Raw genomic sequence first — 24399 nt, forward strand, 5'->3', positions numbered from 1 at the left:
ATGGCTGGTCCGCTCGAAGGTTTGAAGGTTCTCGATATCGCAACCATCATCGCCGCGCCCTTTGCCGCGACGCTGCTGGCCGACTACGGCGCCGACGTCCTCAAGATCGAGATGCCCGGGAACGGCGACGGCGTACGCTCGTTTCCGCCGTTCAAGGACGGCAAGCCGCTGTGGTGGAAGGCCGCCAACCGCAACAAGAAGTTCGCCACGCTCGACCTGCGCATGCCGGACGGACTTGCGCTGTTCAAGCAGCTGCTGCCGCGCTTCGACGTGCTGATCGAGAATTTCCGTCCGGGAACGCTCGATCGCTGGGGCCTGTCGAAGGAGGTGCTGTGGTCGATCCAGCCGCGCCTCGTGATCCTGCGCGCCACCGCGTTCGGTCAGGACGGGCCCTATCGCGAGCGACCCGGCTTTGCCCGCATCTTCGAAGCCATGGGCGGGCTCACCTACATCACCGGCGAGAGCGACGGCGAACCGACCCATCCGGGATACCCGATCGGGGATTCGATCGGCGGCCTGTTCGGCGCCGTCGGCGTGCTCGCAGCGCTGTGGAAGCGGGCGCGCGACCCCGATGCGCCCGGCGAGGAGATCGACCTTTCGCTGACGGAGGCGACATTCCGCCTGCTCGACGTCCTCGCCATCGAGCACGACCAGCTCGGCACCGTTCGCAGCCGCATCGGCAATGCCAACGGCTATTCGGCGCCCGCCGCCGTGTTCCGTACCAGCGACGATCATTGGGTGACGCTGGCGGGCTCGACCAACGCCCTGTTTGCCGCGAACTGCCGGGCGATCGAACGGCCCGAGCTGATCACCGATCCGCGCTTCGCCAGCAACGACCGGCGCGTCGCGCACGCTTCCGAACTCAACAGCATCTTCGCCGGCTGGTGTGCCGCCCATCCGCTCGACGTGGTGCTGGCGCGATTCAATGCCGCGCAGGGAACGCTCGCCCCGATCTATTCGATCGACCAGATCGCCGACGATCCGCAGGTGAAAGCGCGCGAGGTCATCACCCGCGTCCCCGACCGGGATTTCGGCACGGTTGCGATGACCAATGTCGTCCCGCGCTTCACCAACGATCCCGCGCGAATGCGCCACGCCGCCGGCGACGTCGGCCAGGACAATGACGAGGTGTTTCGGAACTGGCTTGGCCTTTCCGAGCTGGAGGTCGAAAGGCTCACCGAGCGAAAGGTGATCTGAGCGCAACAAGACAACCAATAAGAAGCAGGCAAAAAATAGGGAGGAAGAACACAGTGACATCATTCAAGGTCACACGACGAACCCTGCTGGGCACGCTCGCAGGCGGCCTCGTCGCCGGCTCACACCTGACGGCCCAGGCTGACGATGCATGGCCGACGCGCCTGGTGCGGCTGATCTCGCCCTATGGGCCCGGCGGCTCCAACGACATCTCGCTGCGCCTCTTAGCCGAAGAGTTCGGCCGCAGCCTGCGTCAGCAGTTTATCGTCGAGAACAAGCCGGGCGCCGGCACCCGCATCGCCAACGACATGGTCGCCCACGCGCCGGGCGACGGCTACACCCTTCTCTACGTCGCGGCCCCCTACGCCACCGCCGAGGCGCTGTTCGGCAAGCTGACCTATGACCGCAAGGACCTGCAGCCGGTCGCGATGGTCGTGGTCGCGCCGCTGTTCCTCATCATCAGCGCCGATGCGCCGTTCAAGACGCTCCCCGAACTGATCGCCTATGGCAAGTCGAAACCGGACGGGCTGACCTTCGCCTCTCCCGGCGCCGGCTCGCAGCCGCACCTCGCCGGCGAGCTCTTGTTCCGCGACGCCGGGGTCAAGGGTCTCAACATCCCATTCCGCGGCGATGCCGCCTCCTACACCGAGCTGCTCGCCGGCCGCGTCGATGCCACGCTGACGGCGCTGCCGACCGCGCTCCCCTATATCCAGAGCGGCAAGTTCACCGTGCTCGGTGTCGCCTCGGCCGAGCGCAGCGCGCTCTATCCGCAGGCACTGACCCTGCGCGAGCAGGGCTTTCCCAACGTCGCGGCCGCGGGCTGGTACGGCTTCATGGCGCCGGCCACGACGCCGCGCGCGATCGTCGACAAATTCCAGGCCGAGATCCTGCGCGCGCTCGCCGAGCCCGCCATCAAGGACAAGCTGACCGCCCAGGGCCTCGAAGTGCGTGCCGGCACCGCGGCCGAGTTCGGCCAGTTCATCGACGCCGAGACCCAGAAGTGGACCAAGCTGATCCGCGACGCCGGTCTCAAGGGCGAATGACAATCGGGAAGGACCGGACATGACAAGCGCTTCTCTCAAACACATCGCAGCCTCCGCATTGCTTCTCGCACTGTCGATTTCAGCAGCGCAGGCGCAGAAGAAATACGATGTCGGCGCCTCCGACACCGCGATCAAGGTCGGCCAGACCGTGCCGCTCAGCGGTCCGGCCTCGGCCTATGCCGTGATCGGCAAGACCCAGGCCGCCTATATGAAGATGATCAACGACGAGGGCGGCGTGAACGGCCGCAAGGTCGAGCTGATCCAGTATGACGACGCTTACTCGCCCCCGAAGACCGTGGAGCAGACCCGCAAGCTGGTCGAAAGCGACGAGGTGCTGCTGACGTTCCAGATCATCGGCACCGCGCCGAACGTCGCCGTGCAGAAATATCTCAACGCCAAGAAGATCCCGCAGCTGTTCGCCGCGACCGGCGCGGCGCGCTTCACCGACCCCAAGAACTTTCCCTGGACCATGGGCTTCAACCCCTCCTACCTCGTCGAGGGCCGCATCTACGCGCAGTATTTGCTGAAGAACCATCCGAACGCCAAGATCGGCGTGCTCTACCAGAACGACGACCTCGGCAAGGACTATCTCGCCGGCCTCAAGGCCGGCCTTGGCGACAAGGCCAGGATGATCGTGGCCGAGACCTCCTACGAGATCACCGAGCCGACGATCGACTCGCAGATCCTGCGGCTGAAGGATGCCGGCGCCGACGTGCTGTTCAGCGCCACGACGCCGAAGCAGGCCGCGCAGGCGATCAAGAAGGTCGCCGAGATCGGCTGGAAGCCGCTGCACATCATCGACATCAACGCCTCCTCGGTCAGCGCCGTGCTGAAGCCTGCTGGCCTGGAGAATTCCAAGGGCGTCGTCAGCGTCGGCTATGTCAAGGATGCCGCCGATCCCGAATGGAAGGACGATCCCGGCATGAAGCGCTATCTCGCCTTCATGGCGAAATACTATCCCGAAGGCGACAAGGATTCGAACCTGAACGTCTACGGGTACATCACGGCCCAGCTCCTGGTGCAGGTGCTGAAGCAATGCGGCGACGATCTGACCCGCGACAACGTGATGCGGCAGGCCGCCAACCTCAAGAACGTCGTGCTCGATTTGACGCTGCCGGGGATCTCGGTCACGACCTCGCCGACCGACTATCGCGTCAACAAACAGTTCCAGATGGTGCAGTTCGACGGCCAGCACTGGCAGAAGCTCGGCGACATCGTGACGGACGAGGCGAAGGAGTGAGGATGCGGATTAGGCGCCGTTCCTCACTCCTCTCGTCAAGGCCGGGACTGTCCCGGCCGTCCACACCTGACCGCGCAGCACGAATAACGTGATGCCCGGGACACGCCCGGGCATGACGACTAAGACTGTGGCTTACCCCTTCATGCCGTCCACATAGGCCGCCAGCTTGTCCAGCGTCTGGTAGCCGTATTCGACGGCGCCGAAACCGATCATGCCGTCGCGCTGCGCGGTGCTGGAGGCCAGCTGGCGCATCATCAGCACGGTCTTGCCGTTGCTCTGCTCGGCAAAGGTGACGGTGAAGCGGAACATGCCGGGATCCTCGTCCTGGTCGACGCCGTGATCCATCTCCATCAGCGACGGCCGCTCGATGCGGCGGAAGCGCATGCGGTTCGGATAGACCGTGCCGTCGGGGCCGATCATGTTGAAGCGCCAGACGCCGCCGACGCGGACGTCGATCTCGAAGGTCTCGACCTTGAATCCCTTCGGCCCGAACCATTGCGGCAGATGCTTCGGGTCGGACCACGCCTCGAACACCAGATCGCGCGGCGCGTCGATCACGCGCGACATCACGATCTCACGGTCGAGCGACCATTGCGACAAAGCGGGATTGGCAGAACTCGTCATCATCAAGACCCTTTCCGTTTGGTTGTTCGGGACGGCCGCTTGGCGGCCGCCCTCTCCTTCTCTTGCTTGAGCTTCATCACATAGGCCTCGAACCGGTCGAGCCGCGCCTCCCAGATCGCGCGCTGCTGCTGGAACCAGTCCTCCGCGCCGAGCAGCGCATCCGGGCTGAGGCGGCAGGTGCGCACGCGGCCGGATTTCTCCGACAGCAGGAGCCCGCTCGTCTCCAGCACATGGATGTGTTTCATGAAGCTCGGCAGCGCCATGTCGAAGGGATCGGCGAGCTCGCCGACGGAGGCCTCGCCGGTACACAGCCGCATCACGATCGCACGTCTTGTGGGATCGGCAAGCGCTGCGAAAACCTGATCGAGCCTGGATAATTGGTTAGCCATGAAGCTAACTATAGGCAATTGGCTGCGGAGAGTCAATATTTGTTAGCCGAATGGCTAAGTTTTGCAGCCCGGATGGAGCGCAAGCGAAATCCGGGAGCCTGCCGCAAGCGACGACCGCCCCGGATTGCGCTGCGACCCCGATCCTAAAATAGAAAGCCCCGGCCGGGCCGGGGCTTTCCACATCAGGATGGGACCGGGATGGATCAATACCGGGCGACGACCGGTCCGCCGAACTTGTAGTTCACGCCGACGCGCACGATGTTCGATTTGAGGTCGACCGAGTGGGTGTAGACGCTGCTCGGGAAAGCGCCGAGGCCCGCAGTCGTGAGGTTCGTGCTGGTCGCGCTGGCGCGGCCGAGATCGACGTAGAGATATTCGGCCTTGAGCGACCAGCCGCCACCGAAGGCGTATTCGGTGCCGACGCCCGCGGTCCAGCCGAGGCGGGTGTCGCGGATGGCTGCGGATTCCGTCGCCGCCGCGAACGTATCGGTGAAGTTGAAATTGCCCCTCACCTCCGCGATCGCCGCGCCGCCCGAGGCGTAGAGCAGCCAGCTCGGAGCCGCGAGGAAACCAATGCGGCCGCGGATGGTGGCGAGCCAGTCGGCCGAAACCGACGACGACACAGTGAAGCCGGTCGGCGCGCAGCATGGATAGACTGCCGAACCGCTCGCGCTGCCCTTGAAGCCGAAATAGTTGATGTCGCCTTCGAGGCCGAGCACGGCGTGGTTGACCTGCCAATTATAGCCGGCCGTGAAGCCGCCGGTCACGCTGGAGCTGTTGGCGCCTTGGGCACCGACCGTGTTGACGGCGGAGACGCTGCTGGTCGCAAAATAGCCTGTCGGGGAAAACACCGTCGAGGTGCTGAGATCGGAACTGCCCCACTGCCCGCCGACATTGCCGCCGACGTAGAAGCCGGTCCAGTTGTAGACCGGCGCCATCATCGGCGCCTTGGTGTAATGCGCCGCAAGGTCGGCTGCCTGCACGGAGGCGGTGCCGAGCACAAGCGATGCGGCCGCCAGCAAAAACTTCTTCATTCCAGTCTCCTTGCCCGACGCGATCGACCTCGCGTTTTGAATGCGCGGTTGAAGGCAACCGGCGTAGTCAGGGCATAGGGCGCACGGCGCTGCTCGTCTTGGGCTGCGGCGAAGTTCGCAAGGACTGTGACGCAATGTGCGTCTCAGATCGTGCGAACGAATGACCGGTGTGACCGGGGAGCCACGCATCATCCCCCATCGGCGGCGCGCAACGCACGCCGGCGTCGCGTCGCGACAAGGCTACGAGAAGCCCGCTTCGAGACCAAGGCACTTCAGACCGAGCGAGTCAGCCCGCCATCGACCCTGATGTTTTGGCCGGTGATGTAGGCAGCGCCCTCGGAGGCCAGGAACGCGATCGTCGCGGCGATCTCCTCGACCTTGCCGTAGCGCTTCATCGGCACGCTGTCGCGGCGCGAATCCTGCTGCGGCAGGCTGTCGATCCAGCCCGGCAGGACGTTGTTCATGCGGATGTTGTCGGCCGCATGGGCGTCGGTGAAGATCTTGGTGAAGGCGGCGAGCCCTGCGCGAAACACCGCCGAGGTCGGGAACATCGCGCTCGGCTCGAACGCCCAGGCCGTCGAGATGTTGATGATGGCGCCACCCTTTTGCGCCTGCATGATCGGCGTCACCAGCCGCGTCGGACGGATCACGTTCAAGAGATAGGTGTCGAGGCCGGTGTGCCACTGCTCGTCGGTAATCTCGGTGATGGGTGCACGCGGCCCGTGGCCTGCGCTGTTGACGAGCACGTCGATCCGTCCCCACTTCGCCATGGCGCCGTCGACGAGGCGCTTCACATCGTCATTCTTCCTGTTGGAGCCGGTGACCCCGAACCCGCCGAGCTCGGCCGCCAGCGCCTCGCCCTTGCCGGAGGACGACAGGATCGCGACGCGAAAGCCGTCCGCCGCGAGCCGCCGCGCGGCTCCCGCCCCCATGCCGCTGCCGCCCGCGGTGACGAGCGCGACCTTCTCTGCTGCCATGACCGATCATCCCTTCAGTTGAGGCGAGCCGCAGGCTCGGCCTATCATGCGGCCTTCTACAGCCAGACCCGTCGGCAGGTCCATGGTCGAGAGCATCCGTCATGAGCAACCCGCGATGAGTGATTTGCTGATCCGCAATCTGCGCCCCGGGGACATCTCCCTCGCCGTCGACTGGGCCGCAGCCGAAGGCTGGAATCCTGGCCTCTCGGATGCCGCCTGCTTCGCAATTCCCGACGCGCGAGGCTTCTTCGTCGGCGAGATCGACGGCGAGCCGGTGGCGACCGTCTCCTGCGTCAATTACGATGACCGCTTCGCCTTCCTCGGCTTCTACATCGTGCGTGCGGATCTTCGCGGCTCCGGCCACGGCCTGCGCATCTGGAACGCGGCGATCGCGCATGCGGGCGCGCGCGTGATCGGGCTCGACGGTGTCGTGGCGCAGCAGGACAATTACAGGAAATCCGGCTTCCAGCTCGCCTACGCCAACATCCGCTATGGCGGCATCGTCGCCGCACCCTCGAGGCCGCCCACTGACGTCGTTGCGCTCGACACGATTCCGTTTGCGCTGGTGGACGCCGACGATGCCACGGTCTTCCCGGCCCGACGCAGCGCCTTCCTGCGCGCCTGGATCGGCACGTCAGGCCATGTCGGCCGCGCGCTCGTGCGAAACGGCAGGCTCGCCGCGTGGGGCGTGGTCCGGCCCTGCCTGACCGGCTGCAAGATCGGCCCGCTCGTCGCCGACGACCGCGCAGCGGCGGAGGCGATCGTGCAGGCTTTGCTGGCGAGCGCCGATGGCGGCGAAATCTTCCTCGACGTTCCCGCCGTCAATCGCGAGGCGGTCGCACTCGCGGAAGCGCTTGGCCTCAAGCCGGTGTTCGAGACGGCGCGGATGTACACCGGCGCGGTCCCGCCGCTGCGGATCGACCGCGTCTTCGGCGTCACCAGCTTCGAGCTGGGCTGAAACTCAGTAGCAGCGCATGATGTTGACGATGTGCTCGCTGCCGCCGCGGCCGGGCACGGTCACCTGCTCCGTCGGGCAGCTCGGCACATAGGGCCGGTCGGACGGCACCACGTTCGGCGGGAAGCGATGCGACCAGTCCCAGGGGACATCGTAGGTGTAGGTGTAGCGCACGTCGGTGGTAACAGGCTGCCCGGCATCGACGAAGGGCTGGCTGTAGCCGGCGCCGTCGTAGAAGCCGCCGCCGCCTGGCCAGTAGACGAAGGGGTTGCTCCGACGGTGGAACCGGGCCCCCGCTCCAATCGGCGCACGCGCCATGGCACCGGATGGCGCGGCGCTCATCCCGTGCGGCGCGGCGCCGCCGGGTCTGGCAAAACTGTCGACAGGGCTGAGGAGCAGCGCGGCTGCGCTGAACGAGGCGAGCAAGGCCCCATGAATTTGATAGGTCATGTTACGCACCAACTCGTTTGACTTACGCGGATCGCGGCCCCCCTCGGCCAAGCTAGGCCGGCCCGTCGTTCACCCGCAAACCTATAATTAATTATTGGTTAAGACACGGTCTTGGCGCGGGAACCGGTGCGACAAGAGCGCCCGGAATCGCCGGATACGCGCCGCTCCCAATCACGCGCACTTCATAACCAGGTGATCGGAGTTTGATCGTTCCGCCGGACGCGACCCGGAACGCTCCCGCAGTGCAACCGTTGGCTTCCAACAAGAAGGAGCATCTCAAATGCAGCACAAGGCCAAACTTCTCGGTCTCATCACCGCGTCCCTCATCGCCGGCACCGCCGCCGCCTCGGCACAGGGCTATGATTGGAACGGCCGTCGCGCCGGCTGGGACCGTACCGCGCCCGCTTACGAGCTGGTTCAACCGCGCGCGTATTATCCTGGTGTCGAGAGGCCCTATGGTGCGCTCAACGGCACCAACCATCCGACCCCGAGCTCGACGCAGGGCGACGTCGGCCCTGACGGCAACAACAACGGCACGCTGACCGGCGCTTATCGCTGGTAAGCACCGTCCGCGATCAGGCCCACCGTTCATCACGAACGGTGGGCCTTTCGTTTGCGCCGACGGCCGTTCTACCGGGCCACAATCCCTTGCGCTGCCCGACGGGCAAAACACGCCAGCCGTGGGTCAACGCGCGCTGACGAAAATATTCCACTTTACCGAATTTCGGAAAGGGCGTATGCATCGCCTCGACCCGGCCCAAGGAAGAGGGGCGTATCGCGATCGTCACGAACGCGGGCCGGACGGCGGTGGACGCAGGTGACATCGGCGCGAAGGGTTTTGCAGGGCGGGCAACCGTGAGCAAGGCGCCTCGCGCACACGACCGGTGTGATTCTAGCGTACGGCAAAATCGTGTGGTCCTGGCGCCCGCAGTCTGGCGTCAAGTGTTGCGGTGATGTGGAGGGCCCAACCGGGCGCACGCATCAGCCATCCGCAAGGCGACGGGGCAATAGTGCAACGCTCCCGGGGAGAGCACGACATAAGCCGTAAAGCCACTCCGCAGGGAAGGCCGGGATGTCCTGGCTACACCTGTATGCCGCTGTGCAGCTTCTTGTCACGCAGGATTCGCACAGTGGACCGCGGGTGCCAGCCGGCGCCCGGTCTTCCCTGCGCCCTCTTTCTATCGAGGGTGAAGCGATCAAAACAAAGCTCGGGCGAAATGCGCCGCGAGGATGCGAAGCCATGTCTGCAAGTCCTGGCTTTCGAATGCTGCCGCATGCATCATCTCAGACCGTCACCCTGAGGCGGCCGCTTCTTCAGCGGCCCTCGAAGGGCGACAGCCCGGCTGCACCAGCTCGGCCGCTCATCCTTCGAGGCTCAGCATGCGATGCGTTCGCATCGCACGCCTCGCACCTCAGGATGACGGGACGGATATTGCGAGCGCGGAGAGATTGTGTATGGCTTGACCTCGCGCGCCAAAACACCGCTCTCGTGCCCCGAACGCGGCGCAGCACTCCCGGCGATGCGGAGCATCGTCCGGTGTGATGCGCTGCAGAGCCGGGGCCCATGCATCGGTGCGCGCCGTGGTCCTCGGTCCCGGCTCTGCGCAGCAGCGCAAGAACGCTGCAGCGCGTCCGGGACGCGAGACTGACAAGCCTCCTCCCCAACCTCTTGCATCGGCGACGGGCCTTGTAACAAAACGGTCATGCAGCGAAACTAAACGAACCTGGGACCGCGGGTTGCGGCCCCGGGGGCCGCGGGTTGCGGCCGAGCCGCCTCGCAGGGAGATTTCGATGCGCCGTTCACTGGTGTTGCTGTCCGCCGGACTGACAGTGCTATCCACCGGATTTGCTTCCGCCCAGAACAACACGCCGCGCAATTTGATCCTGTTCATTCCGGACGGTCTGCGCGCGCTGAAGGTTACCCCCGAAACGGCGCCCGCCATGGCCGAGATCCGCGACAAGGGCGTCAACTTCAAGAATTCGCACTCGCTCTTCCCGACCTTCACCATGGCCAACGGCTCGGCGATGTCGACCGGCCATTATCTCGGCGACACCGGCGTGTTCTCCAACACGATCTGGACCAGCTACACCTCCGCTCCGGCCGGCAACACCGTGGTCCCCTTCATCGAGAACGACGCCGTGCTCGGCGACATCGACGAGCATTTCAAAGGCAACTACCTCAACGAGGACACCATCCTGAAGCTGGCCCGCGACAAGGGCCTCAGCACCGCCGCGATCGGCAAGGTCGGCCCGACCTATCAGTTCGACCACACCGACAAGCCCGAGAAGGCCGGCCTGCACTCCGTCGTGTTCGACGATTCCACTGGCGGCAAGAACGGCGTCGCACTGTCGGACGAAGTGAAAGACGCGCTGACCAAGGCCGGCCTGCCCCTCGCCACGCCGCCGCGCGGCGACAATTCCAAGGCGGGCGATGCCAAGACGCCCGGCACCATTGTCGCCAACGTCGCGCAGCAGGCCTATTTCGCCGACGTCGCCGCCAAGGTGGTGCTGCCGATGTTCAAGGCGCGCAACAAGCCGTTCGTGCTGGTGTTCTGGTCGCGCGACCCCGACGGCAGCCAGCACAACACCGGCGACAGCCTCAACCAGATCCTGCCCGGCATCAACGGTCCGACCTCGATGGCCGGCATCAGGAACGCCGACACCAACCTCGCCCAGCTCCGCAAGGCGCTGGACGAGCTCGGGCTTGCGGCCTCCACCAACATCATCGTCTCGGCCGATCACGGCTTCTCGACCATCTCCAAGGAGAGCAAGACCAGCCCCTCGGCCAAGGTCAGCTATGACGACACGCCGAACGACTTCCTGCCGATGGGCTTCCTGGCGCTCGACCTCGCCAAGGCGCTCGACCTGCCGCTGTTCGACCCCAACGACAAGAACGCGAAGATCGAGGGCAACAAGCATCCCAAGGCCGGCAACGGCGTGCTCGGCAAGGATCCGGAAAAGCCCGACCTCGTCGTCGCCACCAATGGCGGCTCCGACCTCGTCTATCTCCCGAACAAGGACAGGCAGCTGGCCGCCAAGACCATCAAGGCACTGCTCGCGCAGGACTACGTCTCCGGCCTGTTCGTCGACGACTCGCTCGGCCGCTTCCCCGGCACCTTGCCGCTGTCGAGCATCAATCTGCGCGGCAAGGCGGCGACACCGACGCCGTCGATCGTCGTCAACTTCCGCTCCTACGCCAGCAATTGCGGCGAAGCGCCGACCAACTGCTCGGTGCAGGTCGCCGACACCGTGCTGCGCCAGGGCCAGGGCATGCATGGCAGCTTCAGCCGCGGCGACACCATGAACTTCATGGCGGCGATCGGCCCGGACTTCAAAGCCGGCTATGTCAGCGCGATCCCGGTCAGCAATGCCGATGTCGGCATGACGGCCGCCCGGCTGATGGGGCTGCGCGCCTCTGAGAAGGGAGAGCTGGTCGGCCGCGTGATGTCGGAGGCCATGCCCAACGGCACCGTGCCGAAGGCCTATGCCGGCACGATGAAATCCAGGCCCGCCGAGGGCGGCCTGACCACCGTGCTGAATTTCCAGCGCGTCGGCAGCCAGCGCTATTTCGACGCCGCCGGCTTCCCCGGCCGCACGCTCGGGCTCGAGGTGGATACCGGCAAACAAAAAACGGCGGGGAAATAACCCCGCCGTCCGGATGCTCCTCGTGAGAGGCGCGCGATGTTACATGCCGATGTCGAACACGTTCGGCAATTGGCCCGCCAGAGGCAGTGCGGTGGCGCCCAGGAAGGTCGCCACCATCACCATCAGCCGACGGTTGTTGTGGCGCTTGCCGCGCATCTGCCCGGCGATCCACTCCAGCATCTCGCTGTTGACCTTGGAGGCGTAGGACGGCGCCCAGCTCTCGATGTCGGTGTCGGCCGACAGCGCGACGCTGCGCGGCGGCACCTTCAGGCCCGAGGCGCTTGCGGCATAGTGCGCAACCGCCTTGGCAAGCAGATCGTCGAAGCGGCCGCCATCGGTGCGTTCGGTCGCGGCTTCGTTGATCTCGAACAGGACCTCGGCCTCGGTGCGGCTGACCGGCTGGTCGTTGACGGCGGTGGCGGTCAGGATGCGCGTGCACCAGGCGGTGTCGTCGGCATCGAGCGAGCGGGAGAAATGAACCCTTCCCTTGGTGGTAGGGCCTTCGCCCGTGATCACGCCGTCGCGCACGATGGAGAGTGCATGGGCCGCGGTATCGCGGCAGGACGGTTCGAGGGACGACGGCTCAACAGATTTAGGCGCAGCGGCGGACATAGTTCACTTCCAGATTTCTTCTGAACGGTCAGCATTTTCATGCCGACGTAAAGGGGTGGTTAACGATTCGATATAGGGATCGCGACTTTTCGAGATGGTTGCCAATTGGTCGCTGTCAGGACCGTTTCGGTTCTCGGACGGGCCGGGCGAGCGTGATGGAAGTCATAAAAGGCATTATCGGGGCGAGCGAGACCGTGTGACCCCGGATCGGGATGTTTCGCCGCAGGTGCTGCTGTAACAATAAGTTGCTAGGAAATCGGCGCTTCGAGGAAGGAATTCACATTTTACTTGAGCCGGTTCAGTTGGCGTTCACTTGGGCCCTTAAGACCCCTATACTGGGGCCGACGGCAGATACGAATTATCCAGTCAATTCAATGCGATGAGGTAAAATCATGACACTTCCGATCGGCGCCACCGCACCCGACTTCGAGGCCGAGACCACCGAAGGGAAGATCAAGTTTCACGACTGGATCGGCAACAGCTGGGCGCTGTTGTTCTCGCACCCGAAAGACTTCACGCCGGTGTGCACGACCGAGCTCGGCGCGCTCGCCAGGCTGAAGCCGGAATTCGACAAGCGCGGCGTCAAGCTGATGGGCCTTTCGGTCGACCCGGTCGATCGTCATGCCAAATGGTCGGAAGACATCAAGGAGACGCAAGGGGCCGCGCCGAACTTCCCGATGATTGCCGATACCGACTACAACGTCTCGAAGCTGTACGGCATGCTGCCGGCCGCGATCTCGGGCGATCCCCTCGTTCGCACCGCCGCCGACAACCAGACCGTCCGCAACGTCTTCGTCATCGGTCCCGACAAGAAGATCAAGCTGGTGCTGGTCTATCCGATGACCACGGGCCGGAACTTCCAGGAAATCCTGCGCGTCATCGACTCGCTCCAGCTCACCGCCAAGCATCGCGTCGCGACGCCGGCCGACTGGGCGCAGGGCGACGACGTCATCATCGCCGGCTCGGTCTCCAACGACGAGGCCAAGACGATCTACCCGCAGGGCTGGAAAGAGCCGAAGCCCTACATCCGCATCGTGCCGCAGCCGAAATGATTTTTGGCGGTTGCGCACAGCAACCGCAAAAAGCCATCCCGGGGCGCGCGCAAGCGCGAACCCGGGATCTCGACGCTGGATCAGGCCGCGTGCACCCGCTCGAGGAAGCTGTCGACCTCAGCCTTGAGATGCAGGCTCTCGCCCGACAGCGCCTGTGCGGAGACAAACATCCGGCTCGACGTCTCCCCGGTCTCGCTGGCGCCCTTGGCGGCGTGACGGACGTTGACGGCGACCTCGGCCGTGCCCGAGACCGCGGCGCGAACGCTCGCCACGATGTTGTGGGTCGCGCTTTTCTGCTGCTCGACCGCAGCCGAGATCGAGCCGGCGATGCCGCTGATGCGTTCGATGGTCTGGCTGATCGCCTTGATGGCGACGACCGATTCCTCGGTCGCAAGCTGCATGCTGGCGATCTGGTTCGAGATCTCGTCGGTCGCTTTCGCGGTCTGGCCGGCCAGCGTCTTGACCTCCTGGGCCACCACCGCAAAACCGCGACCGGCGTCGCCCGCGCGCGCGGCCTCGATGGTGGCGTTCAGCGCCAACAAATTGGTCTGCTCGGCGATCGAGGTGATCAGCTTGACGACGTCGCCAATGCGCGCGCCCGCCTCGGAGAGCTGCGCGATGCGCTGGTCGGTCGCCTCGGCCTGGTGCACCGCCTCGGCGGAAATCGCGTTCGATTCCTGCACCCGCCGGGTGATCTCGGAGATCGATTGAGACAGCTCGTCGGAAGCCGACGCCGCCGAACGCACGTGCTCGGAGGCATCTTCGGAGGCGCCGGCGGACTGGGCCGACAGATCGGCGGTGGAGCGTGCGACGTCGGTGAGCTGCCGCGCCACGCGCTCGAACTCGCCCGACGACGTCAGCACCTTGTCGAGAATGCCACCGACGCTGCCGCGGAACTGTTCGACGAAGCTGCGCAGCTCCGCCTTGCGCTGCTCGGCCGCGGCAGTCGTTGCTGCCGCCTGTTCGCTGCGCATGCGCGCCCGCTCCTGCGAATTGCTCCGGAACACCGCGACCGTGCGGGCGATCTCGCCGATCTCGTCGGCGCGATCCTCGCATTCGATCGCGACGTCGCTCTTGCCTTCGGCAAGCGCGGTGAGCGAGCGCGTGACGGAGGTGAGCGGCCGGGTGACGCGGCGGACGACCAGCAGGGTCAGGACCAGAACCAAGAGCCCGGCGAGCCCGGCAGCAACCGCCATGCTCTCGATGGCGTGGGACAGCATGGTCTCGTACTGGATCATCGGAATGCCGACATAGAGAATGCCGACGACTTTGCCGGTCGCGTCCAGAATCGGGAAGTAGGCGGTCATGAACGTTTTGCCGAACAGCGTGGCCGGACCCTTATAGGCCTCGCCCCGGCGCAGCGGCACCTGCCCCGGATGGTCGGCGGCAAGCTGGGTGCCGACGGCGCGGTCGCCATTTTCCTTTTTCACGTTGGTCGAGCGTCGCACGAACTGCCCGCTCGCATCGTCGAACACGAACAGGGTCGCATTGCCGCCGACATAGGACACCGCGCGATCGACGACGGCGTGATCCTTGAAATCGGGCATCTTGGGGATCTCGGCGCGGACGACCGTACCATCCCGCATCGTGACCTTGGCGGCCGGAACGGTCTCGGTGAAGGCCAGTGCCAGCGTGCGCAGATTGACCTCGATGTCGCGCAATGCGCGATCATTGAAGGCGGAGGTGAGCGACCAATAGCCGGCGCCGACCACCAGCGCCGTATTCACGGCGATCAGCAGCACGGCACACAGGACCGCCTTGGTGCCCAGCTTGAACTGCGGCATGAACTTCCCAGTCGAAGCGTTGGACATGAATGGACCACCCCCGTAATTCCTGCATAATCGTGCAGTTGACTTACGGTAAAATTAACGCTGGTTCGCACCGCCGCCCCCGGCATGCTTTCCAAATTGTAAACGAGGATCCCCTGACCACGCCAAGCATGCCGCCCGTCATTGTCTGGTTCCGCGATGACCTTCGCCTGTCCGACCATCCCGCCCTCCACGCCGCCGCCAAAACCGGCTCGCCGGTGATCTACCTTTATGTGCTGGACGATACCGCCGGGCGGCCGCCCGGCGCAGCAGCGCGCTGGTGGCTGGCGCAGTCGTTGCGGGCGCTGGGCGCCGAAATTGCCGCGCGCGGTGGATCTCTGGTCCTGCGCAAGGGACCGGCGGCCAAGGCCGTCGCCGAGCTGGCACGCGAAAGCGGCGCCTGCGCCGTCTACTGGAATGCGATAGCGCAAGCGCCGCATCAGGCGGTCGAGCGGCGGCTCGAAGCGGCGCTGGCAAAGCTCGGCGTGGACCCACAAAGCTTCCCCGGCGACCTCCTGGTCCAGCCCTCCGCGATCCGTAACAAGGAAGGCCGGGCCTTGCGCGTATTCACGCCGTTCTGGCGGCGGGTGCTGTCGCTCGGCGATCCGCCGAAACCGCTGCCTGCGCCGAAAGAGCTGCGGCCGGGTCCGAAGATCGCAAGCGACCGGCTGGAGAGCTGGAAGCTCGAGCCGACCAGACCGGATTGGGCGGGCGGCCTGCGCGAGACTTGGAGCCCGGGCGAAGCCTCCGCGCGGGCACGCCTGCGCGACTTCCTCAAGCACACCGCGCGCGTCTATGTCGGCGACCGCGACCGCCCGGACCGCGAGGGCACCTCGGGCCTGTCACCGCATCTGCGGTTCGGCGAGATCAGCCCGCGCCAGGTCTGGCATGCGGCGCGGTTCGCTGCGGCGGAAGAGCCGGCCCTCGGGCCCGGCATCGAAAAGTTCCTCAGCGAACTCGGCTGGCGCGAGTTCTGCCGTCACCTGCTGCACGACCATCCCGACCTCGCCACCGAGAACCTGCAAACGAACTTCGACGCCTTCCCATGGAAGGGCGACAAGACCGCGCTCGCCGCCTGGCAGAGCGGGGCTACCGGGTACCCCATCGTCGACGCCGGCCTGCGCGAGCTCTGGCACACCGGCGTGATGCACAACCGGGTGCGGATGGTGGTGGCCTCGTTCCTGGTCAAGCACTTGCTGATCGACTGGCGCGATGGCGAGAGCTGGTTCTGGGACACGCTGGTCGATGCGGATGCCGGCAGCAATCCCGCCAATTGGCAATGGGTCGCCGGCTGCGGCGCCGATGCCGCGCCCTATTTCCGCGTGTTCAATCCGCAGCTCCAGGGCGAGAAGTTCGATCCGGATGGAACCTACGTTCGGCGCTGGGTGCCGGAGTTGAAGGACATGCCGGCCAAGCTGATTCACCAGCCGTGGCAGGCGACGCCGATCGAGCTCGCGAGCGCTGGCGTCTCGCTCGGCAAGACCTATCCGCAGCCGATCGTCGACCACGCCAAAGGGCGTGAGCGCGCGCTCGCCGCCTACGCGAAGATTCGCAGAAGTTGAACGCTGCTTTGACACAATTTCGAAACCCGCTATCGTCATCGCTCCAATCAAACTGCGGGGGACGATATGGACGACGATAAGCCGATCACCGAACAGGCGATGGACGCGATCACCAGCGCCGTGGAAGCGACCAAGGATGCGGCGGTTACTGCCGTCAAGAAGGTCCGGAAAGCCGCCAAGAAGGTCGCGAAGAAAGTAGCGCCGAAGAAGGCTTCCAAGAAGAGCTCGAAGAAGGCTGCAAAGAAGTCGTCGAAGAAAGCGGCCAAGAAGGCGACCAAGAAAACTGCAAAAAAGTCCGCGAAGAAGTCCGGCAAGAAAGCCGTCAAGTCGAAAAAGAAGGCTGGCAAGGCCAAACGCTGATCGCGCCGCGCGAGCAGGTCTCCGGGTGCGGGCGCGCCCGGAGACCTGCTCCCGGGATACCCTGCCCTCGCGGCTTGGAGGCGCGCCGGCCCGGGTGATGCGCGCGGGTCAGGGATGTATTCCGTCGCCTACGAGCGCCTGTTGACCACGAACACGGCGGCTGCGCACATCCCCATTCCGGCGATCGCCAGCGCGTCGAGCTTCTCTCCGAACAGCACATAAGCCATCAGCGCGGTCACCGCAGGCACGAGATAGAACAGGCTCGCGACCGAGGTGGCCGCGGCGTGGCGGATCAGCCAGTACAGCAGCCCGATCGATCCGATCGAGAGCGCGACCGCGAGCCAGCCGAGCGCGAGCACGAACTCCCGCGTCCAGTGCACCACGCGGTCTTCGAACAGGAACGCGCCGATCGCGAAGAAGATGGTGACGGCGACATATTGCACGAGATTGCCGGCGCGCCAGTCGATCTGGTTGCAGTAGCGGCGCTGATACAGCGTGCCGAGCGTGATGCTGATCAGCGAGACCACCGAGGCGAGCCAGCCGAGCCCGGCCTCCCCGGTCATCGGGCGGTTGTGCAGGATCATGACCACGCCGCCGAGGCCGAGCACGAGCCCGGCCCATTGCACGGGCGTCACCCGCTCGCCGAGCCAGCGGTTGGCGATGGTCGAGGTCAGGATCGGCTGCAGGCCCGGAATCAGCGCGGAGAGCCCGGCCGGGATCGAATGCGCGATCGCGATCGCAGTGCCGCCGAGATAGAAGCCGTGGACGAGGATGCCGGCGACGGCGCTGTGCGCGATGCCGGTGCGATCAGGCCATTTCGGCCGCGCGATCGCAGCGATCATCGCCATCAGGCCGACCACGATCGCCATCCGGATGGCGAGATAGGTCAAGGGATCGGCATTGTTGACGACGTATTTGGTGCCGATGAATCCGGTGCTCCAGAGCAGGACGAACAGGATCGGCGCAATGCGGGCGGTCAGGGCTTCTTGATTATGGTTCATTGCCGCCCTCATTGCCCCACCGGAGGCTATGCGGCAATGCGAATTTCGGCCGGCACGATGCTGCGCTGCGACGGGCGATGTCGGTTCAGCCGCTCACCATTCGTCCGGACAGGGATCGATGATCTTCCAGAGCTCGACGCCGTTCTTGATTTTCTTCATGTCGGTGGTGAGCCCGCCATTGCGGCGGATCCAGTCCTTCACCGTGTCGGGGTAGTAGGACATCAGGTCGGACGTGCCTTCCGAGCTGGTGACCTTGATGCCGAAGGTGAAGGCCTTGTCGTAATAGGCTTGGTGGAAGCCGAGGCTGGCGCGGGGCGTCACGCAGATCTTGTTCATCGGCACGATGCCGAGCACCAGCGTGCAGGCCGAATTGCAGATGCCGTCGATGATGACCCGCTCGCCCTTCTCGCGGACCCGCTTGTATTTGGCCTTGTATTCCTCGACATAGCCGCCGTGATCGCGGGTGATATGCAGCTCGGCCCGCGCCGGCGTGGCGGCGGCGAGGCAGAGCAACAGCAGGCTCAGAAGCGTGATGCGCATGGCGGCGTGACGGCGAAAGCCTTCAGGAATGGACCGGCCTCGAAGGGAGTCTCAAAAGCCGGCGGCAGGATTCTTAACCGAATAGTCTTTGGTCATACTTGTGTGGGGAATTCGTTAAGCATCCCGAAAAGGCCAAAAATGGGCAGGCTTCGGCCGCATCTCCGACAATTCGGTCACACCTACCCGGGAATCTGTGGAATTGGCCCGAATTTCCCGGCGCCGGACGGGTGCCCCGGAGGTCCGAAGTGGCTATAGATAGCTGATCACTTCGCGGGTTCCGGAGAATCGAGATGAGCAAGTTCAAGCTTGTAGCCGCGGTTGCTGCCCTGTCGGCCGCAATCCTAGCCCCTGGCCTCGCGGAGGCGCGGGGCCATCACCGGCACCACCGCTCCTACGCCAATCCGCTGCCCTACCCGATCAGCTATGTGCACAATTACGGCCCCGGCATCACCCCCGGCACCTTCGCCTTCTACGACGGCCCATCGACCAACCACTGCTACCAGAGCGCGGCCGCCTATGTCGGCCAGGACCGCCGCCGGCACCCCTGCTACTGAGGGGCCGGCGCGGTCCCCGCGGGCACGTCTATTTAGCAGCGCCCGACAGCAGCAATTGTTTCTCGATCTCGTAGACCGGCAGCTTGACGAGATCCTTGCCGATCTCGGCCCGGAGTGCCTTGCGCATGACGTCGGAGTAATCGGCGCGGATCATGCCGAGCGCGCGCGGTGAGGCCACCATGGTCAGGGCCGTGGTCTCGCCGGAGCTGACGGCGGCATCGAGCCGGCCGGCCAGGCTTCGCAGGAAGGCGCGCTCGGCCTCGTCGTGCCAATCGGTCTGCTCGACCGAGCTGCGAGCGCCGCCGGCTGCGGCGTGCAATCGCCCCGGCGCATCGGTCCCTTGCGCGCTGGTCGAGGGATTGGGCTGCTCGTGCACCTCCCTGGTGTGAAGGTTCGGAAACATCCCGTCGCCGAGGTTTTCCAGAATCAGCGCCTTGCGCCCATCGCACACGACCAGCCAGTCGCCCTTGTCTAGTCTCATCTTGTCCATTGCACAGCTCCAAGCAACCTGTGAGCCAGCCCTTCGAATTGGTCGAAGCACTGGCCGCGCGACAAGACTACGAACGATGCATCGACGGCGAATTGCGCAGGATCAAGAACGGCATCGGATGTCCTGCAGGCAGCGCGAGCGCAGCATGGGTCACTCGCTCGAACCGGGGCTAATCTGGCAGGGTTGAGTCCGGCCTGCGGCGGACCGGCTGAAGAATTGTTCATCAGCATTACATTTCGGTTCCGCCACAATTTGATCAGAACAAGTTCGATCCTGGATCGCGTAAGCGGAGGAAGACATCATGAATCTCAAGATCGGCCTCGTCGCCGCAGCCCTGTCCGGTGCCATGTTTGGTGCCTTGGCGGCGTCGACGGCGGCGTCCGCCATGCCCATCGCGCCCGCGCCTGCGACGCCGCAGGCCTCCGGCATCGAGCAGGTCCGCATGGTCTGCGACGTCTGGGGGCGTTGCTTTTGGCGCCCGAACTACTATGGGTATTATGGGCCCCGGCCCTATTACGGCCCCCGCTATTACGGGCCGCCGCGCTATTACCGCCCACGACCTTATGGCTATTACGGCTATCGCCGCTGGTAACATTTGAAGGGGCCCTCGAGGCCCCTTCGCTTCGCGAGACCATGCTTGCGCGGTCCTCGCTGGCCCGGCGCGATTGCAAGAACTGATCTGGATCAAGGATAAGATCCGCCCCACCGTCATTCTAGGAAGCAGGCTGCGAAAACGACGGCGGCATCGACCGGGCCAAGGCCTTGGTATGATATCCGCAATACTACGGTCTGGAATTCGATTTACTGGAACGCGATGTTTCGCCATTGATGTGGGTCCATCGACGTTCATTTCATTGCCACATTTCAGAAGTCGGCCGATGTTGTTCGACGCCCTTGCTCCGTCCTCTGCCCTTCAGCTGACCGGCTTTGCCGACGTCGACGCGTTTCGGCCGATCGAGTCCATGGAGGACTCGAAAAGCATTCCGCTCGACATCTCGAACTTCTCCGCAGCCCGCGCCGTCGTCTGCCTGCCGGCCTGCCGTATCATCATGATGAGATCGTTCGCGCGCATCCTCGACACCGCCTACCGGATGCCGGGTGGGATGGTGCTCCTGTCCATGACCGACGACCTCCAGGCCAACGTCAAGGGCCTCGATCTCGACGCGCGCTATTTCGTGACGCTCCGCGGCAACGATGAATGCCATTTCGTCGAGCCTCAGGCTAATTATCATGCAATGGTCATCTTGTCCCCTGCGCTGAGAGACCGGGGTTGGTTCGATCACGGCAATGATTTGCGAGCCCATGTCGCAAACCGGCCTGCCCTGCTCCATACGCGGCAGCTCCTGCTCGACATCCTGCGAACCGCGTCAGTGCAGCCGCTCCTGTTCGAATCCACCGAGGTGGCGACCCATCTGCAGGAGGGCTTGCTGCTCGCCCTCGACGATCTGTTTCGGATCGATACGACGTCGGACCGGACCGCCTCTATTCAGGGCGAGCGTTCGATCAAGCTCGTGCAGCGGATCGACGATTACGTCGCGGCCTACCCCACTGCCCCGATCTACACGGCCGATCTCGCCGGTGAGTTCGGCGTCTCGGTCCGGACGCTCGGTGGCGCGGTCAGCAAGGTGCGTGGCATGAGCCTGCACCAGTACATTCGCCTCAAGAGGTTGTGGGCGACCCGCGCCCGCCTGCTCAAGGGCGGCGGCGCCACCGTCGCCACGTGCGCGCGCGCGCAGGGCTTCCATCATCTCGGCGAGTTCGCCGCGGTCTACCGCGCGACATTCCACGAGGCGCCCTCCGACACGCTGGCGCGGGGGCGACAAGGCGGCCTGGTCTCGTCAAGCTGACCCATCTCCTGCACAGCAGCAAGGGAACTGGTTCCCTCCAGCCGCGTTGCCCGTCAGAGCAGTGAGCCGCCGGCCGCCCCGGGGACGCGCTGAGGCACCCCGCGCGACCATAGCGCGGGGTTTTCCATGCAGGGGTTCAGAGAAAGAATGTCTATCAACCGTAACGTACTGTTTCTGATTATCGGCGCTCTGGTCGTCACCGCAGGCGTGCTTGGCTACAATCTCTACCAGGAGAAGAAGCAGCCGGACGGAGTGCAGATCAATGTCGGACCGAACGGACTGAAGATCCAGGGCAAGTAGACGTCGCTGCGCGTCAGCGCTTCGGCGGCATCCCGATGAAATGGCGCGCTCGGAGAGATTCGAACTCCCGACCCTCGGAATCGAAATCCGATGCTCTATCCAGCTGAGCTACGAGCGCCTGGCCCGGGCGGTGCCGAGCCACAAACCGAGACTTGCCGGACCGGCGGCTGACGAGCCAGCACACCGGACGGCGGTTCGGATGGGTTGGAATTAGCAGAGAGACCGACCAATAAAAAGCCCTCCCCGCCCCGTTTCGAGGCGGATCGGAGGCGCTCTCACCAGGTCGTGTCGAAGAGGCCGAAATGGGGCTGCTGGGCAACCAGCATCATCGGTCGTCCCTGCTGCTGCGCCGGATGCGTCCTGGCGACCTTGCGCTTGGGCTGAGCCTGGACCGGAGAGGCCTGGGCAGAAACGCGCCCCTGAGATAGTTGAGCCTGGGCGACCTGCGGCTTGGCTTCGGGCTTCCCGGCTGCGGCGGTATCCGCCCTCAGCGACGGCGTGAACTGGGCGAACGTATCGCGCACCCGCGCCTTGGCCGACATTTCGGCGAGCGCTGCCGACGTGCTGTCCTGCGCCGGCGGTTGAGGTGCAACGACAGCGGCGGTCTTTACCGCTGACGCGGCAATCGTCGGCTGGCTGGTGTCGAGGACGACGCGCTCAGGCAGGTGCCGATCGGACCGGATTCGGATCAGGGGCTGATCGTTGCTTGCGGTCGCAACAGCCTGCTGCGCCACGGGCGCCGCCGGGTAAACGAAATTCGCCGCGAACAGCAGTGCGAGCAGGGCTCCACCAACAAAGACGAAATACCGAAAGATGGGCATGACCGCGCTCCGCCCCCCGCATCTGCGCGTGGGCTCTACGCCTCAACAGGCGATCTGCTAATTGGTTCCTGGCCCAGCCATTCGGTTCAAATGGCGACGCGAGGTTTTTTCGCCAAGGACCAAAGAGGGTAACTTTTCCGCTACCGGAACGTGCCACCGCTAGGCGCGGCGTGCGGCAACCAGCGAACATTTTGCCTGATCGGCGTTCACGTTGACGAAGCCGACGGGGATCCGCGCAAAGGTCTTGCGGCTCCTCATGCTGACCGGATCCGCCAGCACACGGCTGCGGTCGGTGAGATGACTGCCGTCGCGGCGCGCGAAAGCGCAGACGATCTCGACATCCTTTACGGCATAGTCATTGTCGTTTCGCAGCGTGAACGTCAACAGCGCCTTCGAGCCAAGGCCGCCGCGGCGCCAGGTCTGAGATGAAATCCTGAGACGACCGAGTTCGGCCATCGCCGGTACCTGGGCTTCCGAGACCGGCGACACCGCTGCAGCCGCATCGGCTGAAGGAGCCGGCTCGACCGCCGCAAACTCCGCCTTCGCCGGCTCAGCACTATTGCCTTTGGAGAGAGGGAGCAGCATCCAGACGCCGCAGCCGACGATGATGCCCGCGAGCAGCCATAACAGGCTGCGGCCAAACGAGACGGTGACGATCGTTACCATCCGCGCCAGTCGTTCGCCGGTCCCGGCGAAGCGCCCTAATCCGATCCGGTCGAGCCTGGCGTTCATGCTTGCATCACCGATCGCGGCGAAGCCCATTCAATCATGGACCCGGCCACTGCTTACCTTAATCCGGACGACGAATTAAGGTTCCCGCGCAGCTGCGAATCGGCAAGGACGGTGGCGATCACCGCCCACGGCCGCTAACATGCGTTGCAACATCAAAGCGCCCGTCGGGAGAAATTGAAATGCCAGTCGTCACTTGGGATCACGTCCATCTGCGCAGCCCCGATCCGGAGGCCACGGCGGCCTGGCTGCGGGACATCCTCGGTGGCGAGATCGTTGGTGCGCCGGGGCGGCTTGAGGTGAACCTTGGCGGTGCCAGGATCTTCATCGCGCCGCTCGAGGGCGACAACGCCGTCAACCCGCCGCCTCCGCACCCGCATCAGGGCCTCGACCATTTCGGCCTGGCGGTGAAGGACATCGACGCCGTCGCCGCCGAGATCAAGGCGAAGGGGGTCACGTTCACGCGCGAGCCGACCACCATCCGGCCCGGCGTGCGCATCTGCTTCATCCGCGGCCCCGAAGGCATCTCCATCGAGCTGCTCGAGCGCGACAAGAAATATACCTGATCCGACACGAGCTCACCGGACGACGTGCCGCCGGCCCGGCTAGGTCATGCTGCCGGGCATGAAGCAACGGATGCTGACGCCCATATAGCCGTAGATCGGCCACACCATGGTGCGTCCCACCCGGTTGGGCTCGGAGATCACGGCCTCTTCGGGGACGTCGACCCAGACGAGCTCCTGCGGTCGCCCCTCGAGCCCTGAGGCATAGCGCGGGAGACGGACGCGATAGTGCCCGTCCTTGCTGTCCCAGTCGGTGTCCGAGAGCGCCGAACCATCGGCATCGGAGCAGCACGGCCCCTTGCCGCTGCGCAGGCCGTCGAACCAGGCCTTCAGATCGGCATTGGTGTTGACGAACTGGCCGCGGTCGCGCGCCTGTCCGAAGGGGGTTGCGAACGCAACCAAGATCAGGGCGCCTGCCAGTCTCGTCGTGCTTCGCCAGCATATTGCGCTGCCAGAGCTCCGTCGTTCGTTCTTGCAATTGGTGGGACGCGCACCGTACGGACGCGGCTGATCGCCGCCGGAATCGATCCAGTTGCTCATCGTCTTGCTCCAGCACCCCGCGGCCAGTGCAACAATTGTCACGCATTTCGCGGGCCAATCCTGATTCGT

General features: G+C 64.9%; 27 protein-coding genes and 1 tRNA gene. 14 read left to right on the forward strand and 14 right to left on the reverse strand.

The window, feature by feature from the left end; all coding sequences use genetic code 11:
• Genes CIT40_RS20230 through CIT40_RS20240 form a run of 3 tightly spaced genes read left to right on the forward strand, consistent with a single transcriptional unit; the run spans nt 1 to nt 3477 of the window.
• Entirely contained in the window at nt 1-1197 is a 1197-nt protein-coding gene (locus CIT40_RS20230) for a CaiB/BaiF CoA transferase family protein (protein ID WP_094892007.1), read from the forward strand.
• A gap of 53 nt (nt 1198-1250) precedes the next feature.
• On the forward strand, nt 1251-2237 hold the full coding sequence (locus CIT40_RS20235) for a Bug family tripartite tricarboxylate transporter substrate binding protein (RefSeq protein WP_094892008.1): 987 nt from the start codon (nt 1251-1253) through the stop codon (nt 2235-2237).
• A gap of 19 nt (nt 2238-2256) precedes the next feature.
• Nucleotides 2257-3477: an ABC transporter substrate-binding protein gene (locus tag CIT40_RS20240; RefSeq protein WP_094892009.1), complete on the forward strand. Its 1221-nt coding sequence runs from the start codon at nt 2257-2259 to the stop codon at nt 3475-3477.
• Nucleotides 3478-3609: 132 nt separating this feature from the next.
• Here the strand turns inward: CIT40_RS20240 and CIT40_RS20245 are convergent, their stop codons facing one another.
• From CIT40_RS20245 to CIT40_RS20260, 4 genes are all read right to left on the reverse strand, one after another.
• The gene (locus CIT40_RS20245) at nt 3610-4101 is read right to left on the reverse strand and encodes an SRPBCC family protein (protein WP_162307876.1); all 492 of its coding nucleotides are present in this window, start codon (nt 4099-4101) and stop codon (nt 3610-3612) included.
• A 2-nt stretch (nt 4102-4103) separates the two neighbouring features.
• On the reverse strand, nt 4104-4490 hold the full coding sequence (locus tag CIT40_RS20250) for an ArsR/SmtB family transcription factor (protein ID WP_094892011.1): 387 nt from the start codon (nt 4488-4490) through the stop codon (nt 4104-4106).
• Between the two features lie 203 nt (nt 4491-4693).
• Nucleotides 4694-5524, reverse strand: a complete 831-nt coding sequence (locus tag CIT40_RS20255) for an outer membrane protein (RefSeq protein WP_094892012.1) — start codon at nt 5522-5524, stop codon at nt 4694-4696.
• A 272-nt stretch (nt 5525-5796) separates the two neighbouring features.
• On the reverse strand, nt 5797-6501 hold the full coding sequence (locus tag CIT40_RS20260; RefSeq protein ID WP_094892013.1) for an SDR family oxidoreductase: 705 nt from the start codon (nt 6499-6501) through the stop codon (nt 5797-5799).
• A gap of 115 nt (nt 6502-6616) precedes the next feature.
• Here CIT40_RS20260 and CIT40_RS20265 point away from each other — a divergent pair, with 115 nt between their 5' ends.
• A complete protein-coding gene (locus CIT40_RS20265) occupies nt 6617-7459 on the forward strand; it encodes a GNAT family N-acetyltransferase (RefSeq protein WP_094892068.1) in 843 nt (280 codons plus the stop codon).
• Nucleotides 7460-7462: 3 nt separating this feature from the next.
• Here CIT40_RS20265 and CIT40_RS20270 read toward each other — a convergent pair whose 3' ends face one another.
• Nucleotides 7463-7906: a hypothetical protein gene (locus tag CIT40_RS20270; protein WP_162307584.1), complete on the reverse strand. Its 444-nt coding sequence runs from the start codon at nt 7904-7906 to the stop codon at nt 7463-7465.
• A 280-nt stretch (nt 7907-8186) separates the two neighbouring features.
• Between CIT40_RS20270 and CIT40_RS20275 the strand changes: the two genes are divergently transcribed.
• On the forward strand, nt 8187-8468 hold the full coding sequence (locus tag CIT40_RS20275; RefSeq protein ID WP_094892014.1) for a hypothetical protein: 282 nt from the start codon (nt 8187-8189) through the stop codon (nt 8466-8468).
• A 1229-nt stretch (nt 8469-9697) separates the two neighbouring features.
• Nucleotides 9698-11551: an alkaline phosphatase family protein gene (locus CIT40_RS20280; protein ID WP_094892015.1), complete on the forward strand. Its 1854-nt coding sequence runs from the start codon at nt 9698-9700 to the stop codon at nt 11549-11551.
• A gap of 39 nt (nt 11552-11590) precedes the next feature.
• Here CIT40_RS20280 and CIT40_RS20285 read toward each other — a convergent pair whose 3' ends face one another.
• Nucleotides 11591-12163, reverse strand: coding sequence for a hypothetical protein (locus CIT40_RS20285; RefSeq protein WP_094892016.1), 573 nt, complete (start codon nt 12161-12163; stop codon nt 11591-11593).
• A gap of 392 nt (nt 12164-12555) precedes the next feature.
• Between CIT40_RS20285 and CIT40_RS20290 the strand changes: the two genes are divergently transcribed.
• Nucleotides 12556-13215 carry a peroxiredoxin gene (locus CIT40_RS20290; protein ID WP_094892017.1) on the forward strand — a complete coding sequence of 220 codons (660 nt, stop codon included), beginning with the start codon at nt 12556-12558 and terminating at the stop codon, nt 13213-13215.
• An 80-nt stretch (nt 13216-13295) separates the two neighbouring features.
• Here CIT40_RS20290 and CIT40_RS20295 read toward each other — a convergent pair whose 3' ends face one another.
• Entirely contained in the window at nt 13296-15026 is a 1731-nt protein-coding gene (locus CIT40_RS20295; protein ID WP_094892018.1) for a methyl-accepting chemotaxis protein, read from the reverse strand.
• Nucleotides 15027-15154: 128 nt separating this feature from the next.
• Between CIT40_RS20295 and CIT40_RS20300 the strand changes: the two genes are divergently transcribed.
• Nucleotides 15155-16585, forward strand: coding sequence for a cryptochrome/photolyase family protein (locus CIT40_RS20300; protein WP_094892019.1), 1431 nt, complete (start codon nt 15155-15157; stop codon nt 16583-16585).
• Nucleotides 16586-16651: 66 nt separating this feature from the next.
• Entirely contained in the window at nt 16652-16945 is a 294-nt protein-coding gene (locus tag CIT40_RS20305; RefSeq protein ID WP_094892020.1) for a histone, read from the forward strand.
• A gap of 128 nt (nt 16946-17073) precedes the next feature.
• Here CIT40_RS20305 and CIT40_RS20310 read toward each other — a convergent pair whose 3' ends face one another.
• On the reverse strand, nt 17074-17946 hold the full coding sequence (locus tag CIT40_RS20310; RefSeq protein WP_094892021.1) for a DMT family transporter: 873 nt from the start codon (nt 17944-17946) through the stop codon (nt 17074-17076).
• Nucleotides 17947-18039: 93 nt separating this feature from the next.
• Nucleotides 18040-18486 carry a hypothetical protein gene (locus CIT40_RS20315; RefSeq protein WP_094892022.1) on the reverse strand — a complete coding sequence of 149 codons (447 nt, stop codon included), beginning with the start codon at nt 18484-18486 and terminating at the stop codon, nt 18040-18042.
• Nucleotides 18487-18776: 290 nt separating this feature from the next.
• Between CIT40_RS20315 and CIT40_RS20320 the strand changes: the two genes are divergently transcribed.
• On the forward strand, nt 18777-19040 hold the full coding sequence (locus tag CIT40_RS20320; RefSeq protein ID WP_094892023.1) for a hypothetical protein: 264 nt from the start codon (nt 18777-18779) through the stop codon (nt 19038-19040).
• A 28-nt stretch (nt 19041-19068) separates the two neighbouring features.
• On the opposite strand, the gene CIT40_RS20325 is transcribed toward CIT40_RS20320, so the two are convergent.
• On the reverse strand, nt 19069-19530 hold the full coding sequence (locus CIT40_RS20325) for a host attachment protein (protein ID WP_094892024.1): 462 nt from the start codon (nt 19528-19530) through the stop codon (nt 19069-19071).
• A gap of 301 nt (nt 19531-19831) precedes the next feature.
• Between CIT40_RS20325 and CIT40_RS20330 the strand changes: the two genes are divergently transcribed.
• The 3 genes from CIT40_RS20330 to CIT40_RS20340 all read left to right on the forward strand — a co-directional run bounded on the left by CIT40_RS20330 (nt 19832) and on the right by CIT40_RS20340 (nt 21677).
• Nucleotides 19832-20122: a hypothetical protein gene (locus CIT40_RS20330; protein WP_094892025.1), complete on the forward strand. Its 291-nt coding sequence runs from the start codon at nt 19832-19834 to the stop codon at nt 20120-20122.
• A 286-nt stretch (nt 20123-20408) separates the two neighbouring features.
• Nucleotides 20409-21377: an AraC family transcriptional regulator gene (locus CIT40_RS20335; protein ID WP_162307585.1), complete on the forward strand. Its 969-nt coding sequence runs from the start codon at nt 20409-20411 to the stop codon at nt 21375-21377.
• Nucleotides 21378-21524: 147 nt separating this feature from the next.
• Complete coding sequence (locus CIT40_RS20340; protein WP_167443363.1) at nt 21525-21677, forward strand: hypothetical protein; 153 nt, start codon at nt 21525-21527, stop codon at nt 21675-21677.
• Between the two features lie 41 nt (nt 21678-21718).
• Here the strand turns inward: CIT40_RS20340 and CIT40_RS20345 are convergent.
• The 3 genes from CIT40_RS20345 to CIT40_RS20355 form a co-directional block, all read right to left on the reverse strand.
• Nucleotides 21719-21795: transfer RNA gene (locus CIT40_RS20345), tRNA-Arg, on the reverse strand.
• A gap of 157 nt (nt 21796-21952) precedes the next feature.
• The gene (locus CIT40_RS20350) at nt 21953-22498 is read right to left on the reverse strand and encodes a hypothetical protein (RefSeq protein ID WP_094892026.1); all 546 of its coding nucleotides are present in this window, start codon (nt 22496-22498) and stop codon (nt 21953-21955) included.
• 159 nt (nt 22499-22657) lie between these two features.
• On the reverse strand, nt 22658-23230 hold the full coding sequence (locus CIT40_RS20355; RefSeq protein WP_094892071.1) for a hypothetical protein: 573 nt from the start codon (nt 23228-23230) through the stop codon (nt 22658-22660).
• Nucleotides 23231-23409: 179 nt separating this feature from the next.
• On the opposite strand from CIT40_RS20355, the gene CIT40_RS20360 reads away from it, so the two are divergent.
• Nucleotides 23410-23793 carry a VOC family protein gene (locus CIT40_RS20360; protein ID WP_094892027.1) on the forward strand — a complete coding sequence of 128 codons (384 nt, stop codon included), beginning with the start codon at nt 23410-23412 and terminating at the stop codon, nt 23791-23793.
• Nucleotides 23794-23832: 39 nt separating this feature from the next.
• On the opposite strand, the gene CIT40_RS20365 is transcribed toward CIT40_RS20360, so the two are convergent.
• Entirely contained in the window at nt 23833-24330 is a 498-nt protein-coding gene (locus CIT40_RS20365; RefSeq protein ID WP_094892028.1) for a hypothetical protein, read from the reverse strand.
• Nucleotides 24331-24399: the final 69 nt, after the last annotated feature.

The organism is Bradyrhizobium amphicarpaeae (assembly GCF_002266435.3).
Classification (GTDB): domain Bacteria; phylum Pseudomonadota; class Alphaproteobacteria; order Rhizobiales; family Xanthobacteraceae; genus Bradyrhizobium; species Bradyrhizobium amphicarpaeae.